13 protein-coding genes are annotated in these 15,783 nt (G+C 70.7%); 3 read left to right on the forward strand and 10 right to left on the reverse strand.

Annotated elements, in window-relative coordinates; translation table 11 throughout:
- Nucleotides 1-4: 4 nt before the first annotated feature.
- The 3 genes from ACU6P3_RS30325 to ACU6P3_RS30335 are packed head-to-tail and all read right to left on the reverse strand — an operon-like array spanning nt 5 to nt 3,112.
- Nucleotides 5-901, reverse strand: coding sequence for a carbohydrate ABC transporter permease (locus ACU6P3_RS30325; RefSeq protein WP_447195008.1), 897 nt, complete (start codon nt 899-901; stop codon nt 5-7).
- Between the two features lies 1 nt (nt 902).
- A complete protein-coding gene (locus ACU6P3_RS30330) occupies nt 903-1,805 on the reverse strand; it encodes a carbohydrate ABC transporter permease (RefSeq protein ID WP_447195009.1) in 903 nt (300 codons plus the stop codon).
- Nucleotides 1,802-3,112 carry an extracellular solute-binding protein gene (locus tag ACU6P3_RS30335; protein ID WP_447195010.1) on the reverse strand — a complete coding sequence of 437 codons (1,311 nt, stop codon included), beginning with the start codon at nt 3,110-3,112 and terminating at the stop codon, nt 1,802-1,804. The genes ACU6P3_RS30330 and ACU6P3_RS30335 overlap by 4 nt, the downstream gene beginning before the upstream one ends.
- A gap of 415 nt (nt 3,113-3,527) precedes the next feature.
- Between ACU6P3_RS30335 and ACU6P3_RS30340 the strand changes: the two genes are divergently transcribed.
- A complete protein-coding gene (locus tag ACU6P3_RS30340) occupies nt 3,528-4,556 on the forward strand; it encodes a LacI family DNA-binding transcriptional regulator (RefSeq protein ID WP_447195011.1) in 1,029 nt (342 codons plus the stop codon).
- 101 nt (nt 4,557-4,657) lie between these two features.
- Here the strand turns inward: ACU6P3_RS30340 and ACU6P3_RS30345 are convergent, their stop codons facing one another.
- Nucleotides 4,658-4,870 (reverse strand): hypothetical protein, encoded by a 213-nt coding sequence (locus ACU6P3_RS30345; protein WP_447195012.1) that lies wholly within the window; start codon nt 4,868-4,870, stop codon nt 4,658-4,660.
- A 342-nt stretch (nt 4,871-5,212) separates the two neighbouring features.
- Here ACU6P3_RS30345 and ctaD point away from each other — a divergent pair, with 342 nt between their 5' ends.
- Entirely contained in the window at nt 5,213-7,066 is a 1,854-nt protein-coding gene (gene ctaD / locus ACU6P3_RS30350; protein ID WP_447195013.1) for an aa3-type cytochrome oxidase subunit I, read from the forward strand.
- Between the two features lie 90 nt (nt 7,067-7,156).
- Nucleotides 7,157-7,720, forward strand: coding sequence for a hypothetical protein (locus ACU6P3_RS30355; RefSeq protein WP_447195014.1), 564 nt, complete (start codon nt 7,157-7,159; stop codon nt 7,718-7,720).
- Between the two features lie 111 nt (nt 7,721-7,831).
- Here ACU6P3_RS30355 and ACU6P3_RS30360 read toward each other — a convergent pair whose 3' ends face one another.
- The 6 genes from ACU6P3_RS30360 to ACU6P3_RS30385 all read right to left on the reverse strand — a co-directional run bounded on the left by ACU6P3_RS30360 (nt 7,832) and on the right by ACU6P3_RS30385 (nt 15,761).
- Complete coding sequence (locus ACU6P3_RS30360) at nt 7,832-8,860, reverse strand: bile acid:sodium symporter family protein (protein ID WP_447195015.1); 1,029 nt, start codon at nt 8,858-8,860, stop codon at nt 7,832-7,834.
- Nucleotides 8,861-9,100: 240 nt separating this feature from the next.
- Nucleotides 9,101-10,309: a S8 family peptidase gene (locus tag ACU6P3_RS30365; RefSeq protein WP_447195016.1), complete on the reverse strand. Its 1,209-nt coding sequence runs from the start codon at nt 10,307-10,309 to the stop codon at nt 9,101-9,103.
- A gap of 424 nt (nt 10,310-10,733) precedes the next feature.
- A complete protein-coding gene (locus tag ACU6P3_RS30370; protein ID WP_447195017.1) occupies nt 10,734-12,821 on the reverse strand; it encodes a DUF2264 domain-containing protein in 2,088 nt (695 codons plus the stop codon).
- Nucleotides 12,818-13,846 (reverse strand): hydroxyacid dehydrogenase, encoded by a 1,029-nt coding sequence (locus ACU6P3_RS30375; RefSeq protein WP_447195018.1) that lies wholly within the window; start codon nt 13,844-13,846, stop codon nt 12,818-12,820. The genes ACU6P3_RS30370 and ACU6P3_RS30375 overlap by 4 nt, the downstream gene beginning before the upstream one ends.
- An 89-nt stretch (nt 13,847-13,935) precedes the next feature.
- Entirely contained in the window at nt 13,936-14,811 is an 876-nt protein-coding gene (locus tag ACU6P3_RS30380) for a carbohydrate ABC transporter permease (RefSeq protein WP_352085704.1), read from the reverse strand.
- The gene (locus ACU6P3_RS30385; protein ID WP_447198130.1) at nt 14,808-15,761 is read right to left on the reverse strand and encodes a carbohydrate ABC transporter permease; all 954 of its coding nucleotides are present in this window, start codon (nt 15,759-15,761) and stop codon (nt 14,808-14,810) included. Before ACU6P3_RS30385 ends, ACU6P3_RS30380 begins: the two co-directional genes overlap by 4 nt.
- Nucleotides 15,762-15,783 lie beyond the last annotated feature (22 nt).

Below are 15,783 nucleotides of genomic sequence, written 5' to 3' on the forward strand. Positions count from 1 at the left end.
CGGCTCAACGGCTGAATCCGGCGGTCAGACCGCTCAACAGTTGGCGGCGGCCGAACGCGTACAGGATCAGGACGGGCAGTGTGGTGAGGACGACGGCGGCGAGAACGGCGGGGACATTGACCCCGTACTGGCCCTGGAAGGTCCACAGCGCGAGCGGCAGGGTCCGGCGCTCCGGAGTCTGAGTGAGCACCAGCGGAAGCAGAAACCCGTTCCAAATGGTCAGGGCGTTGAAGATGGTCACGGTGAGGATGGCCGGCCGGGTGAGTGGTGCCGCCAGCCGCCACAGGGTCGTCCATTCGGTGGCGCCGTCGACCCGCATCGAGTCGAACAGTTCCTTGGGCACGTCGCGGATGAAGTTGGCGAGCACCAGCACCGACAGTGGGATGGCGAAGGCGATCGACGGGAGGATCAGCGCGAGCAGTGTGTCGTACAGCCGCAGTCTGATGATGATCAGATAGACCGGGATCACCGTCGCCTGCAGCGGGATGGCCAGGCCCATGAGGAACAGCCCGTTCATCGCGCGCAGCACCCGCATGCGCCAACCCCTGACGATGGCATAGGCCGCCATGAAGGAGAACACGACCGCCGGCACCACGGCGCCCGCGGTGACCACGACGCTGTTCAGGAAGTAGCGCAGGAAGTCGGACTCGATGACCAGCCGGTAGTTGTCCAGTGTCGGGTCGCCCGAAGGCACCAGCGGGTTGCTCGCGTAGTAGCGGCTCTGGGCCTTGAGGCTGGTGATGAGGGTCCAGTACAGGGGTACGGCCACGACGACCAGCCAGAGCCATCCTGCCAGACCGCCGGGCCAGTTGCGTCGGCGGGTCCTGCGGGGGGAGTGGCGTGGCCACTCGCGGGGGGCCGTGCCGCGCGGTCGCCGTGCCTCGGGCAGCGTGGTGGTCACCTCAGGCCCCCTCGAGTTGGCTCGCCCCGGCGTCCCGGCCGCCGAGCCGGCGCAGCAGCAGGGCGAGGGCCAGACCCACCAGGACGAGGATGACGGCGATGGCGCTGGCCGGTCCCATCAGGCCGGCCTGGAATCCCCGCTTGTACATGTCCAGTGCCAGGACCCGGGTGGCGTCGCCGGGGCCGCCCTCGGTCAGGACGAAGATGAGGTCGAAGAAGGTCAGCGACCCGACCACCATCAGCGTGGACGATGTGATGATGGTGTATCTCAGCTGGGGCAACGTGATGCCGAAGAACTGCCGGATTCGTCCGGCACCGTCCAACTGGGCCGCTTCGTAGAGTGACTGGGGGATCTGCTGGACACCGCCCTGGTAGATCAGGGAGTGGAACGGGACGAACTGCCAGGAGACGACGAAGACGACGACGCCGAAGGCAAGGCAGGGCCGCCCCAGCCAGTCCTGGCTGAGCAGGGGCAGCTTCAGTCCGGCGCCGAGCCCGAAGTTGGGGTCCAACAGGGCCTTGTAGGCGATGGCGATGGCCGCGGAGCTGAGCATCAGGGGGACGAAGTACACCACGCCCAGCACCGCGCGGTAGCGCTGGCGGCCCGCGAGGAACGTGCCGAGCAGAATACTCAGCGGCGTCTGAACGGCCCACGACACCGCCATCACCATGAAGGTCACGCGGAGGGCGTGCGGCAGCCCGGGGTCGGTGAGCACCGCACGCCAGCTGGTCAGCCCCGACCGGTGGACGGCGCCGATCCCGTCCCAGGTGGTGAAGCTCAACGCGAAGACACCGACGAGCGGGACCACGGCGAAACCGACGAAGACCACCAGCGCCGGTGTGGCCAGCCAGGGCAGGATGCTGTGCGGTCGGCGGCGCGGTGGGTGACCGGTGGGTGAGCTCATGTGCCGATGACCGCGTTGAGGTTGCCGGCGAACTGCTCCGGCGAGATGGACAGCTGGAACAACTTGACGACGTTGTCCAGCAGGGTCTCGGCGGCCGTCGGACTGAGTGCCTGGTCCCAGGACTGCACGAACGTCTTGGCCTTGCTGGCGATGCCGTAGTCGACCTGGAGGAAGTCGGCGCTCTGGGAGGCGGCCAGCAGCTTTTCCGTGCCCGGCCGGACCGGAACCGACCCGTTGTCGATCCATGCCTTCACCTCGGCGTCCTGGAGGACACCGGTCGCAAAGAAGTCTTTGGCGATCTTCTTCTCATCGTCGGTGGCCTTAGAGGAGATGGACAGGTACTGAGCCGGGTTGCCGACCGCGTTGCTCGGATCGCCCTTGCCGCCGTCCACGGGCGGGAAGTTCATGTAGCCCAGTCCACCGCTGGAGACGAAGTCTCCGCCGTCGGCCCGCTGGATGCCGTACGACCATGCACCGTGCAGCATCATCGCGGCCTTGCCGGTGTACAGCAGTGCCTGGTCAGCGTTGGAGTCCGCGGTGATGGAGGAGAAGCCCTTGATGAACCCGTCGGCCTCGACCAGTTCCTGCACCTTGGTCAGCGCGGTGATGGCGTCCGGGTTCGACCAGGCGTTCTTCTCGCCCTCGACGACGGCCTGGAACACCTCGGGACCGCCGATGCGGTCGAACAGGAACTCCAGCCACATCATGTTCGTCCACCGGGACTGGCCGCCGAGGGAGAGCGGTGCTATGCCCTTCGCGTTGAATTTGGGCACCAGCGCCATGATGTCGTCCCAGGACTCCGGCGGCTGTACGCCGACCTGGTCGAAGACCTTCTTGTTGTAGTAGAGGATGATCGGCTGTACGGTCTCGCACGGCATTGCGTAGATCTTGCCGTCGACGGTTGCCGCGCCGAACGAGGAAGGAAACAGCTCCTTCTTGACTTCGGGGTGCTCGCCGAACCACGACGTGAGGTCTTCCACTTGGCCCGCTCGCGCGTAGGTGCGCAGTGTCCCGCCGCCCCAGCCCCAGATGATCGTGGGTACCTGCCCGGCACCGATGGCGGTTTTGATCTTCGTCTTGTAGGCGTCGTTCTGAAACGTGGTGTCGTCGATCCGGCCGTGGGGACGGGCCTTGTTGAACGCGTCCACCGCACCGGCTCGGACGCCTTCCTGCGGCTGACCGTTCAGGTACCAGTATGTGGCCCCACCACCGCTCTTGCCGGGGCCGGACGAGCCGCAGGCCGCCAGTGCCGCGGAGACCGGCACAGCGGCGGCCAGGCCGAGGAGGGTACGTCGGGAGAGCGCCATGTCTTTTCTCCGCACTCGAGAGCCACCGGCTTCTCGTGAGTCATGGTGAAAGATTTTCGAAACAGCTTTCTCCGAGCTATGTTCGTGCAAATTAGGTTTCGAGTTGATGGCCTGTCAAGGGACGTGAAGGCGCGTTCTGGAGGTGTGTTCGACCTGTGCGGTACCGGGCCGCAACGACACCCGAAAAGGCTCGCGGGTTCGAAACAGTTTCGAAAGTCATGGGCTGCGGGTAAGGCAGGGAGATGACCCCGGCGTGAGCGCCGGCGGGGCTGGTCGGGTCGTGCCGAAGGCAGGCGCGGTCGGTACCTCCCGGGACGGGCTCATGGCGGGTTGCCGTATTGTTGACCGGTTCCACCCGCGTTGCCGGCCCGATCGGCGACGGACCACACCGGTGGACGTCTACGGGAGGTAACCGATGCGACCGAACGCGAGGCGCACCACTTTGGCGGACATCGCTCAAGCGGCCGGCGTCTCCGTCGCGACCGTGTCCAAAGTGGTGAACGGCCGCGGTGACGTGGCCGCTCAGACCCGCACCCGGGTGCAGGAACTGCTGGACCACCACGACTACCTCGCCCCGGTGTTCCGTCACACCGAGGCCGTCGTAAGCCCGACGATCGAGGTGCAGTTCAAGGGCGGTCTGAAGTGCTACGTCGCCGAAACCCTGGAAGGGATCATCGACTCCGCCTCCGAGCTGGGGGCCTCGGTGGTGATCAGCAAGGCGTCTCGCGCCCCGCACTGGGCCCGGGACCTGGTTTCCGCCGGGCGTCGTGCCGTCATCGCGGTCACCAGCGTGTACACCACGGCGCACCTGAACGAACTGGCCCGGTCCGGGCTGCCGCTGGTCGTATTGGACCCCTTGCACCTGCCGGACACCCGGGTGAACAGCGTGGGGGCCACCAACTTCGCGGGCGGCCTGGCCGCGACGCGGCACCTGCTCTCCCTGGGGCACCGCCGCGTCGCCTATCTCGGTGGACCCGCCATGGCCGTGTGCAACCAGGCACGTATGCACGGTTACCGCGCCGCCATGGAGGCGGGAGGGGCCCGCGTACCCGAGGACTACGTCCGGCCGGGAGAATTCACCTACGAAACAGGACTGCTCGGGGCAGCGGCACTGTTGGGCCTGCAAGAGCCACCGACAGCGATCTTCGCAGGCAACGACGAGATCGCCGTCGGGATCATCGAGACCGCCCGGGCGCGAGGTCTGCGCGTCCCGGAAGACCTGAGCGTGGTCGGCTTCGACGACACGAGCCTCGCCCAGGTGGCCTCACCGCCCCTGACCACCGTGCGCCAGCCGCTGCGGGAGATGGGCGGTGCCGCCTTGCGTACCGCCCTACGACTCGCCAACGGTGAGAAGGTCGACTCCCACCACATCGAGCTCGCCACCGAACTCGTCGTACGTGCCTCGACGGCGCCGCCACCCGCGAGGTCTCCGGAGCGCGGGTAACCGAAGAGGTTGGGTACCGAGGGCCGCTGGAGGAAGGGCCGCACGTCTTCCGCGCGGGCTGCCGCCCCTACTCGGCGGCGACGTCGATGCCGGGCCGGTCGTCAGTCCAGCGGGATGCCGCGCAGGTTGGGGCCGAGGTGTCGAACGAGCTGTTCGTCCGACACCTCGGCCAGCGGCCCGTTCTTGCCGGACTCCTCCTCCGAGGCCACCGCACGCAGCATGGCCACGAATGGATCGCTGCCTCCGCTCTCGGCCATGCGCCGCACATAGGACCGGGCGATGCGCGTCGGCAGGGTCTTGGGGTCGCCGGCCACTTCCGCATGAGGGTGCGGCGCCTGACGCCCGGCGGCTTCCGCCTTCCGTGTCCCTGCCCGGCCCGGTGCCGGGCAGGGGGTCGGGTGAGGTTCTTCTCGAGGGCGGTCAGGGTGGGGGCGGAGTCCGCCGGGCCGTGCCCCGTCCGCGTACCGGCCCAGAAGGGCCATGCCGGAGGAGCGGCTCTTCTGGGCCGGACGGCCCGCGCGTAGGGCCGGTCGGTCCCGGGGAGGACCTGTCCGGCCCTAGGGGCCCGGCCCGGCGTCCCGTGATCATGGTTGCGCCGGGAAGAGCTGGACCATGTCCCCCGCATTCCCCAGCTCTTCCCGGCACGTTCGACAGTTGTGAGATGCGGAGGGTACGGGCCGGTGGACAACGCACGAGCGAAGGGGCGGCCGGCTCGACCGGAGCGGGAGCCCGAGACGGGACGCGGATCGGAGTCCGGGCGGAAGACAGGGCGGAAGACCGGGCAGGAGTTCCCGGCGGGACCACGGGCCGAGTCCGGGCCGGGGCCCGCGGCGAGACCCGGCCCGGACGCGGAGGACGCGGCGCCGGCGCACCGCGCCCCTCGGCATGTCGTCGTGGACTGGCTGACCACCACCGACCACAAGCGGATCGGGACGCTCTACCTCGTGTCCGCGTTGTTCTTCTTCCTGATCGGCGGTGTGCTGGCGCTGGTGATGCGCGCCGAACTGGCCCGTCCCGGCACCCAGATCGTCTCCAACGAGCAGTTCAACCAGGCGTTCACCATGCATGGCTCGATCATGCTGCTGCTCTTCGCGATGCCGCTGTTCACCGGATTCGCCAACTGGATCATGCCGCTTCAGATCGGGGCGCCCGATGTGGCCTTCCCCCGGCTGAACGCGCTCGCCTACTGGCTGTTCCTGTTCGGTTCGCTGATCGCAGCCGGCGGTTTCCTCACCCCGCAGGGCGCCGCCGACTTCGGCTGGTTCCTCTACGCGCCGCTCTCGGACGCCGTCCACTCGCCGGGCGTGGGCTCCGACATGTGGATCATGGGTGTGGCCCTGTCGGGCTTCGGCTCCATCCTCGGCGCGGTCAACTTCATCACCACGATCGTCTGCATGCGCGCCCCCGGCATGACGATGTTCCGGATGCCGGTCTTCACCTGGAACGTGTTGCTGACCGGCGTACTGATCCTGCTCGTCTTCCCGGTGCTCGCCGCCGCCCTCTTCGCGCTGGAGTGCGACCGGAAGTTCGGTTCACACATCTTCGACGCGGCGAACGGCGGCGCCCTGCTGTGGCAGCACCTGTTCTGGTTCTTCGGCCACCCCGAGGTCTACGTGCTGGCCCTGCCGTTCTTCGGCATCGTCTCCGAGATCATCCCGGTCTTCTCCCGCAAGCCGATGTTCGGTTACATCGGCCTGGTGGGCGCGACGATCGCGATCGCCGGCCTCTCCGTGACGGTGTGGGCCCACCACATGTACACGACGGGCGGTGTGCTGCTGCCGTTCTTCTCCTTCATGACCTTCCTGATCGCCGTGCCGACCGGGGTGAAGTTCTTCAACTGGATCGGCACGATGTGGAAGGGCTCGCTGTCCTTCGAGACGCCCATGCTCTGGGCGACCGGTTTCCTGGTCACCTTCGTCTTCGGTGGCCTCACGGGCGTCATCCTGGCCGCGCCCCCGCTGGACTTCCACGTCTCCGACACGTACTTCGTGGTCGCGCACTTCCATTACACGCTCTTCGGCACGGTGGTGTACGCGATGTTCGCCGGATTCCACTTCTGGTGGCCCAAGTTCACCGGGAGGATGCTCGACGAACGCCTGGGCAAGATCACCTTCTGGACGCTCACCGCAGGCTTCCACCTGACCTTCCTCGTACAGCACTGGCTGGGCGCGCGGGGCATGCCCCGCCGGTACGCGGACTACCTCACCGCCGACGGCTTCACCACCCTGAACACCGTGTCCACGGTGGGTTCGTTCCTGCTCGGCCTGGCCCTGCTCCCGTTCTTCTACAACGTCTGGAAGACCGCGCACTACGGGAAGAGGGTCACCGTCGACGACCCGTGGGGCTACGGCCGCTCCCTGGAGTGGGCGACGTCGTGTCCGCCGCCCCGGCACAACTTCGTCGCCCTGCCCCGTATCCGCAGCGAGTCCCCGGCCTTCGACCTGCGTCATCCCGAGTTCGCCGAACTGGAGGCGGCGGCGCGGGCCGCGGTCCCCACGCCGCGTGCCTGACGCGCGCACCTGACAGGCGTGCCCCGAACCGCCTCCGATCGCCACCGACCGCTTCCGGCCGACCGGGCGGAAGCATGAAGGGAAAACATCATGTCGCACGGTGTTCCGGCCCTGGGGATCGCCCTGCTGTGCGGCGCCGGCTGTGTCTGGTACGTGCCGGCCGTCGCCGACCTGCGCGCGGGGGCGGACCGGCCGGTCTCCCGGCGGCTGGGCGCCGCGGCCGTGCTGACGGGGTGGGGCACCGCGGCCCTGGCCGTACCGCTGCTCCTCCTGGCCACCGCCCGGGGCACGGCCGTCCTGACGGCGGCCGGTGCCCTGGCGACCCTGGCGCTGGCGGTGTGCTCGGTGGTACGGCGCCGGAACGAGCAGCGCGAGACGGCCGACCGCTGGGCCCTGCTCCGAGGGGAGCACGGGCCGTGTGGTGCGACGGAGGCGGCCGCGGGCCGTCCCGCCGACGGCCGACGGGCGGAGCGCGCCTTCCTCGCCTGGCTCGTACCGGGCCTGGTGCTGGCGCCCTGCGCGGGCGTGGCCGTCCTCCTCACGGGCGGTGCCCTCACCCCACAGCGGATCGCCGTCGCGGCCGGGGCGGCGACGGTGGTCGAAGCGCTGTTCCTGACGACGGCGGCAGTACGCGCGGGTGCCGCCGCGCGGTGAGATCACCCCGTGACGCGGACGGCCGTACGGGGGCGGCCGACGCCCATGACCGGGCGTCCCGGTCGCCCCACCGGGACGCCCCTGGCCCCCGTGGCCGCTGTCGGACGGCCCTCATCCGTCCGCCGGCAGGCCCTCCTGAGCGGCCGACGGCATGGCGGCCCGCTCGGCCGACCGCGCCCGGTACGCCATCCAGGCCGCCACCAGCGCCCCCGACACGTTGTGCCAGACCGAGAACACCGCGGCGGGCAGGGCGGCCAGCGGGCTGAAGTGGGCGGTGGCCAGGGAGGCGGCGAGGCCCGAGTTCTGCATGCCGACCTCGAAGGCCATCGCCCGGCTCGCGGGCGCGCCGAGCCGGGCCAGCTTCCCGGCGCCGTAACCGAGGGCCAGCCCCAGACCGTTGTGCAGCACCACGGCGACGAACACGAGCAGCGCGGCCGACCGGATCGCGCTCGCGCTGCCGGCGACCACGACCGCCACGATCACCGCGATGGTGGCCGCCGACAGCCAGGGCAGCGCCCCCATCACCCGGTCCAGGTACCGTCCCGCCAGCAGCCGGACCGCCAGCCCGACGAGCACCGGCAGCAGCACGGTCTTGAGGATGTCCGCCACCATCGAGCCCGCGTCCACCGGCAGGAACTCGCCCGCCAGCAGCAGTGTGAGCGGCGGTGTCACCACCGGGGCGAGGACGGTGGAGACGGTGGCGACCGAGACCGACAGCGCGACGTCGCCGCGCGCCAGATAGGTCACCACATTGGACGCCGTACCGCTCGGCGCACAGCCGACCAGGATCACCCCCGCCGCCAGCTGGGGCGGCAGCCCCAGCGCGTTGGCGATCAGCCAGCCCAGCCCGGGCATGATCACATAGTGCGCGACCAGCCCCAGTCCGACCGCCCACGGCCGCCTGGCGACGCCCCGGAAGTCCTGCGGCGTCATCGTCAGTCCCATGCAGAACATGATCACGCCCAGGAGGTACGGCACCGAGACCGACCAGCTCGCGAAGGTGCCAGGGGTCAGCAGCCCGAGGACGCCCGCGACGAGTACCAGGACCGGGAAGACGGTGACGGCACGCCGGGCCGCACGGTCGGCGGGGTCCGGCGCGGTGGGAGTGGAAACGGTGGGGGGCTTCTGTTCTGACGACACGGCGCGATGGAACGCCTCGCGGTCCCGTCGCGCAACACCGTCTCGTCATCTGGTCCCTCCCGCTCACCCCGGGTCACGACGTAACGCGGAGGGTCACGGCTCGGCACGGGAGGGCCCCGGCCGGTCATGGCGGCCGGAGCGCGGTGACGCCGCCCGGTGTCCACCGGGCGGCGTCACGGTCGTGCGTGGCGGGCCGACGGGCGTCACCGGTGACGCCCGTCGACGGTGTGGGTGTGGGTGCTACGGGACGAGCTTCAGGAGCTTGTTCGGCGAGCCGGTGCCCGGGCTGGTCACCACGCCCGAGGTGGCGCCGTTGACCAGGGCCGCCCCGACCTGCGCCGGGGTCGCGCTCGTGTGGCCCGCGAGGTAGACCGCCGCCGCGCCCGCGACGTGCGGGGTGGCCATCGAGGTGCCCGAGATGGTGTTGGTGGCCGAATCGGAGGAGTACCAGGCACTGGTGATGGAGCTGCCCGGGGCGAACAGGTCCACCACCGAGCCGTAGTTGGAGTAGCTCGCGCGGGCGTCGGTGCTGGTCGTCGCCCCGACGGTGATGGCCGCGGCGACCCGGGCCGGCGAGTAGTTCGCGGCGTTGGCACTGGAGTTGCCCGCCGCGATGGCGTAGGTCACACCGCTGTTGATGGAGTTCTGCACGGCCGTGTCCAGCGCGGTGCTGGCGCCGCCGCCCAGGGAGACGTTGGCGACGGAGGGCCCGCTGTGGTTCGCGGTCACCCAGTCGATGCCCGCGACGACCTGGGCCGTGGTGCCCGAGCCGGAGTTGTTGAGGACCCGCACGGCCACGATCTTGGCGCTCTTGGCCACGCCGTACGAGGAGCCGGCGATGTTGGCCGCGACATGGGTGCCGTGGCCGTTGCCGTCCTGCGCGGTGGTGTCGCCGTCGACGGCGTCGTAACCGTACGAGGCCCGGCCGCCGAAGTCCTGGTGGCTGATGCGGACCCCGGTGTCGATGACGTAGACCGTCGCTCCCGAGCCGGCACTGTCGGGGTAGGTGTACCGGGAGTCCAGCGGGAGCGACGCCTGGTCGATCCGGTCCAGCCCCCAGGACGGCGGGTTCGTCTGGGTGCCCAGCGCGTGGACCGTACGGTCCTGGATGACCTGGTCCACCGCGGGGTCGGCGGCGAGCCGCGCGGCCTGGGCGGCCGAGAGGCGCACGGCGTATCCGTTGAGGGCGGCCGTATACGTTCTCTCGATCTTCGCGCCGTACTCGGAGACGACCTCCCGGCCTGAGGCCGAGGCGGCCTTGAGGCCGGTGTTCTTCTTGAGCGTGACGATGTAGCTGCCCGGCACGGCGTCCTTGGCCCGGGCGTCGATGACCGTGCCGACGGCGGGCGCGGCCTGGGCGGGAGCGGCGACGGCCGCGAGGGCGGCGGTCGCCGCGAAGGCGGTGAGCGCGGCTGCTATCCGCGTCGTGGTGGTACGGGTCGATGCCATGCTGAGGGATCCTCCTCATCGGGGCGCGCCAGGGTGCGTGCGCGACAGGGGGGCGGCATGCCGCAGGCATGCGCGAGGCGGTCCGGACGGGGTCGTGTGACCGCCTGTGAAAAACCATCGCCGAGGAGTGAGAGGCGGAACAAGGAGGACTGACGGATTGTCACCTTCCTGACATGGTCATGCAATAAGCTGATCGTACCGATGCGGGCAACCCGCCCCACCTCGCCAGGTCCCGGACACCTCGCCACGTTCCTTGTGCGAAGCGGGAGCTGACGACGGCAGGCACGCACGGCGGAGGGGCCTCGAGAGCGCACGCGCTCCCCGAGGCCCCTCCGTCCCGCGCCGTCCGCCCGCGAAGACCGGCCGGACCGGTCCGCACCCACTACGGGCCCGCCCGGCGTCCGGCCGGTGATGTTCCCCTCGCTCAGGAGACGTCGGCGCCGTGTTCCACCGTCACCGGGTCGAAGGCGATACGGGTCCACTCACCGTCCCGCGCCCATTTCACCTCGACCACCTCACCGCGCACCCGGGTCTCGCTCACGGCGTCCGCCGACGGGGCGGCCCGGGGCCCGGCCGTGAGCGACGCGAGCGCCACGAAGAGCGCCGTCCCCTCCGCGCCGCCCGTCAGCCGGGGCACCACCGCCCAGGGCGTGAACGCCGTGCCCTGCGGCGCCCGTCGCTCGTCCGCGTCCTGCCAGCCGTACAGCCCGTGCAGCGCCGACCGCGTGTCCTCGCCGGGCCCGGTCGCCCAGCCCGACTGCCACACCCGCGCACCGGGCGGCGCGCCCACCACCCGGTGCGCGCGCAGCTCGTACCCGCCCCGGACCACCGTGACGCTGTCCACCCGCAGCCCCGGCACCATCGGGGCGCCGGAGGAGAACACCGGCCGGTGCCAGGAGGCGGCCCAGCCCCAGCCGTCCCCGTGCCCCGCCCCCAGCGGGTGGATGCGGCGGCGGCCGCTGACCGCGCCCGCGACCTCCACGGTCAGCTGGTTGTCCGCGACGTTCGCCGCGGACGTCGGACCGGTCCGGGTGGAGTAGGCCAGCCTGCTGTACAGCGGGTCGTCCGGTATCCCCGACTCGCCCTCGTGCGGCCGGACATGGTCGCTGCCGTGGTTGTGCAGCCGTACGATCCCGTCCGCCGCGGTGGACTGGACGAGCAGCCCCGCGGCCGGCAGCGCGAGCACCCGGTCGGCCCCCTCGACGGGTGCCGGCTTCTCCGGGGCCCGCCACAACGGATGCGCCTCGGGCGCGAGGAGCGCCACGAACGCCTTGGACGCCCAGTAGGGCGAGGCCGGGCCCGAGTAGGTCTGGAGCGTGGCGTCGTGCGGACCGTGCCAGCCGAGGTTCAGCAGCCCGTCCGTGCCCGTCGCGCCCCGGTCGGTGAAGTAGCGCAGCGCGCCGCTGATCAGCCGGCGCGAGACACCGGGGGCGAGCGGGGTGTGGCCCGTCACGGCGCCCAGCGCGACGGCCGCCCCCGCCGCGAACCGGTAGGTGAGCGAGCGGCCGAAGTGGATCGGCGCGCCGTCCGCGCCGAACAGCAGCGAGAAGCTCTCCAGGTGCTCGCGCAGCCGGGGACCGTAGGCGCCGTAGCGGTCCGGGCCGGCGTGGTCCGGACCGCTGCCGTCCCGGTCGTCGGCGAGGCCGGCCGGACGCGTGCCACCGAGGCCGACGGTGGCACCGGCGGCACCGTCTTCACGAGCCGCCAGATACGCGTCCAGGACCGGATAGAGGTGCAGTGCCCAGCCGTTGTAGTGGTCGAAGGCGCGCCCGTCGCCGTCGGTGTACCAGCCCTGTCCCCGGTACCAGCCCTCCAGCAGGCCGGTCGCCCGCTCCCGTGCCCGGGCCGTCTCGTCGTCGCCGCGCCCCACCGACTCCAGGAACCCGGCCACCGAGTAGGGGAACAGGTACCAGTTGTTGGGCGCCGGGGTGTGCCGCAGGGCGCCGCGCAGCCACTCCTCGGCCCGGTCCTGGACGCCGGAGTCCAGCCGGTCCCACAGCCATCGCCGGGTCAGCCGCAGCCCGAGCGCGACCGACGCGGACTCGACCATGGGCTGGCCCTGCACATGGTGGTCGAGGATCAGCGGCCAGGACTCGGTGTCGTCGCGGCCGGGCGTACGGGTGCCGGCCGCGAGCCCGTCCGCGTACCGCTCCAGCCAGCCGAGCGGGTCCTTCCCGTCCGCGCCCGCGACCCGGAACGCGGCGGCGAGGAACGTCCGGGCATAGCCCTCCAGACCGTCCGAGCGCACGCCCGAACGGGACGGCCTGCCCGGCAGGTCGAGCAGCGCGCGGCCAGGCGTCGCCCACTGCCAGGCGGCGGTCAGCAACCCGTCGGCGGCGGCCTCCCAGTGGTCCCGGGTGTAGCCGGTGTACGGGCTGTGCGCGCGGTCCTCGCCCGGGAGCACGAGGGGAACGGGCGCCGGGCCCGCGCGACCGGTCCCGGCGGCGGCGCCCGGACCGGCCGCGGTGGTGGTGGCGGGGGCGGCGGGCGGATTCGTACGGGATGCGGTCATGCGAGGAATGCCAGCCTTTCGCGTCGTACGGGATGGGCGAAGCCGTCACCCGCGGCCCAGCGGGTGACCTCGGCGACGGCCAGTTCCGCCAGCCGCCGCAGTTCGTTGCCCTGCGACCCGGCGAGATGCGGGGTGATGACGGCGTTCTCACACTCCCACAGCGGATGGTCCGGAGGCAGGGTCTCCGGATCAGTGACGTCGAGGATCGCTCGAATCCGTTCCTTGCGGACGACGTCGGTGAGGGCGTCCTGGTCGACGACCGCGCCCCGCGCGGTGTTGATGAGCACACTGTCCCGCCGCATGGTGGCGAGCAGGTCACGGCTGACCAGTCCGGTGGTGGCGGGCAGCAGCGGGGTGTGGACGCTCACCACGTCGCTGCCGGCGAAGAGTTCACCGATCTCCACCTGACGGACACCGAGCGCGGCGGCCTCCTCCGCGGAGACGTACGGGTCGTACAGGGCCACGTCCAGGTCGTACGGGCGCAGCAGTTCGATCACCCGCCGCCCGATCAGCGAGGCGGACAGGATGCCCACGGTCCTGCCGTAGTTGCCCACCACGTCGGGGAGGCGCAGCCAGGTCTCACGGCTGCGCGCGGTCCTGTAGTCGCGGGCCCGCTCCAGGGCCCGCTTGCCGGACAGCAGGATCATCGCGACGGTGTACTCGGCCACCGGCAGCGCGTTGGCGGCGGCGGCCGAGGAGACCGCGATGCCGCGTTCCCAACAGGCCTCGGTGACATGGCCGCGTACCGTCCCCGCGGTGTGGACGACCGCGCGCAGCCGGGGCGCCGCCGCCAGGACCTCCTCGTCCAGCGGCGGGCAGCCCCAGCCCGTGACCAGCAGTTCGGCGTCGGCCAGGGCCGCACGCGCCCGGGCCGTGCCGAAGTCGTCGAGGACGGGGGGCGGCGTGAGGTCGCACACCGCGCCGAGGGCGGCCAGGGTGTCGGGACGCAGGACCGCGGCCCCGGCGTCCGGGGACATGGCGAGGGCGGCCCGGGGGCGGGAGCGTGCTGTTGCTGCGGTAGCCATGAATCTCCTGGGTTTCCTGATGCTCCTGGTGGGGGTGGGTGTGGCTCCGATGGCCTGTCAGGTGGGCGGTCCGCTGCTCGGGTGGTTCGCTATTTGACGGCGCCCGCGGTGAGTCCGGACCGCCAGAACCGCTGGAGCAGCGCGAACGCGAGGATCAGCGGCACCACCGCGAGCAGTGAACCCGTGATCACCACCGGGTAGTACTCGGGGGAGACCCTCGCGGCACTGTTCCAGGCGTACAGGCCGAGGCTGACCGGATACAGGTCCTGGTCGGACAGCATCACCATGGGCAGGAAGAAGTTGTTCCAGATGGTCGTGAGCTGGAAGAGAAAGACGGTGACGAGCCCGGGGCCGAGCATCCGCAGGGACACCCGCACATACGTCGTCAGCTCGCCGGCCCCGTCCACCCGCGCCGCTTCCAGCACCTCGTCGGGTACGTACCCCTGGCTGAAGATCCGGCCCAGATAGACCCCGAAAGGATTGAACAGGACCGGTATGAAGACCGCCCAGAAGGTGTTGACCAGCCCGACGCCCGACGCCATCAGGTACAGGGGCAGCGCGAGCACGGTCTGCGGCACCATCACGGCCGCCAGCACCAGCCCGAACAGCTTCTCCTTGTGCCGGAAGTGGTACTTGTCGAAGGCGTACCCGCAGGCGATGCTCACCAGCGCCCCGATCGCCGCGCCGAGGACGGCGTACAGCAGGCTGTTGGCGTACCACCGGCTGAAGAGCCCGCCGTCCATCGCGAACACGTCCCGCAGGTTCTGCGCGAAGGAGAAGTCGCTCAGCGACAGCAGGTCGCTGCGGAACAGCGCGTCCCGGTTCTTGGTGGCGGCCAGCACCAGCCACATGACCGGCAGCAGGGTGTAGAGCACCGAGAGGCCGACGACGAGATTGACGACGGCGCGGCCCAGCAGGTGCGGGCGCCTCGGCGGCGCGGTACGGGGAGCGGTCAGCGCGCTCATCGGGCTGCCTCCTCGGCGCTGTTCGCGCGGTTGGTCCAGCGGGTGACGCCGTAGGAGAGGGCGACGGTGAGGATCAGCAGAATGACCGAGGCGGCGGCCGCCAGACCGTAGTTGTTGCGGGTGAACGCCGCGTCGTAGATGTACATGCTCGGCGAGAACCGCGCGTTGATCATCGGCGAGGACTGGCTCAGCAGCACCGGCTCGGTGAACAGCTGGAGCGCGAAGATCAGGGTGAACATCGCCACCATCACGATCGAGGAGCTCACCAGCGGAGTCTTGACCTGGAGCGCGGTACGGACCGGACCCGCGCCGTCGACGACCGACGCCTCGATGACCTCGCGCGGCACCGCCTGGAGCGCGGCGTAGAAGATGACCATGTTGTAGCCGAGGTTGCTCCACAGCGCGATGTTGACGATGGAGGGCAGGACGGTGTGCACGCCGAGGAAGTCGATGGTGATGTCGGCCTTGGCGAACAGCTCGATGACCGGGCTGATGCCGGGGGTGTAGAGGTAGAGCCAGATGAGGGCGGCGATGATGCCGGGCACGGCGTGCGGCAGGAACAGCCCGAGCTGGGCCCAGGAGCGCAGCCGTACCACCCCGGAGTCCAGCAGGAGCGCCAGGGCCAGCGCGCCGATCACCATCAGCGGGATGTAGATCACGCAGTACAGGACCACGGTGCCGAGGCTGCCGAGGAAGGTGGGGTCGGTCAGGACGGCGGCGTAACTGCGCAGGCCGACGAAGACGGTGCGCTCCGGGCCGAAGCCGAGCCCCGGCTGGTCGTCACTGAAGAAGCTCAGCCACACGGCCGTGCCGACCGGTATCAGGAAGACCGTGACGAGGAGGACGTAGAACGGGGTCATCAGGGTGGCGGCCGCGGCGAGTTCGCGGCGCCGGGCGGAGGCGCGGGTGGCGGTACGGCCACCGGGCGAGGAGGCGCCCCGCGCGCGGATGGAGCCGAAGACGCGGCGTGTC

The sequence above is a fragment of the Streptomyces hebeiensis genome (assembly GCF_052983195.1).

Coding starts and splice junctions, on each gene's coding strand:
- ACU6P3_RS30330 (WP_447195009.1), bottom strand. CDS start 1,805: ATGAGCTCACCCACCGGTCACCCACCGCGCCGCCGACCGCACAGCATC.
- ACU6P3_RS30335 (WP_447195010.1), bottom strand. CDS start 3,112: ATGGCGCTCTCCCGACGTACCCTCCTCGGCCTGGCCGCCGCTGTGCCG.
- ACU6P3_RS30340 (WP_447195011.1), top strand. CDS start 3,528: ATGCGACCGAACGCGAGGCGCACCACTTTGGCGGACATCGCTCAAGCG.
- ACU6P3_RS30365 (WP_447195016.1), bottom strand. CDS start 10,309: ATGGCATCGACCCGTACCACCACGACGCGGATAGCAGCCGCGCTCACC.
- ACU6P3_RS30370 (WP_447195017.1), bottom strand. CDS start 12,821: ATGACCGCATCCCGTACGAATCCGCCCGCCGCCCCCGCCACCACCACC.
- ACU6P3_RS30375 (WP_447195018.1), bottom strand. CDS start 13,846: ATGGCTACCGCAGCAACAGCACGCTCCCGCCCCCGGGCCGCCCTCGCC.
- ACU6P3_RS30380 (WP_352085704.1), bottom strand. CDS start 14,811: ATGAGCGCGCTGACCGCTCCCCGTACCGCGCCGCCGAGGCGCCCGCAC.
- ACU6P3_RS30355 (WP_447195014.1), top strand. CDS start 7,157: ATGTCGCACGGTGTTCCGGCCCTGGGGATCGCCCTGCTGTGCGGCGCC.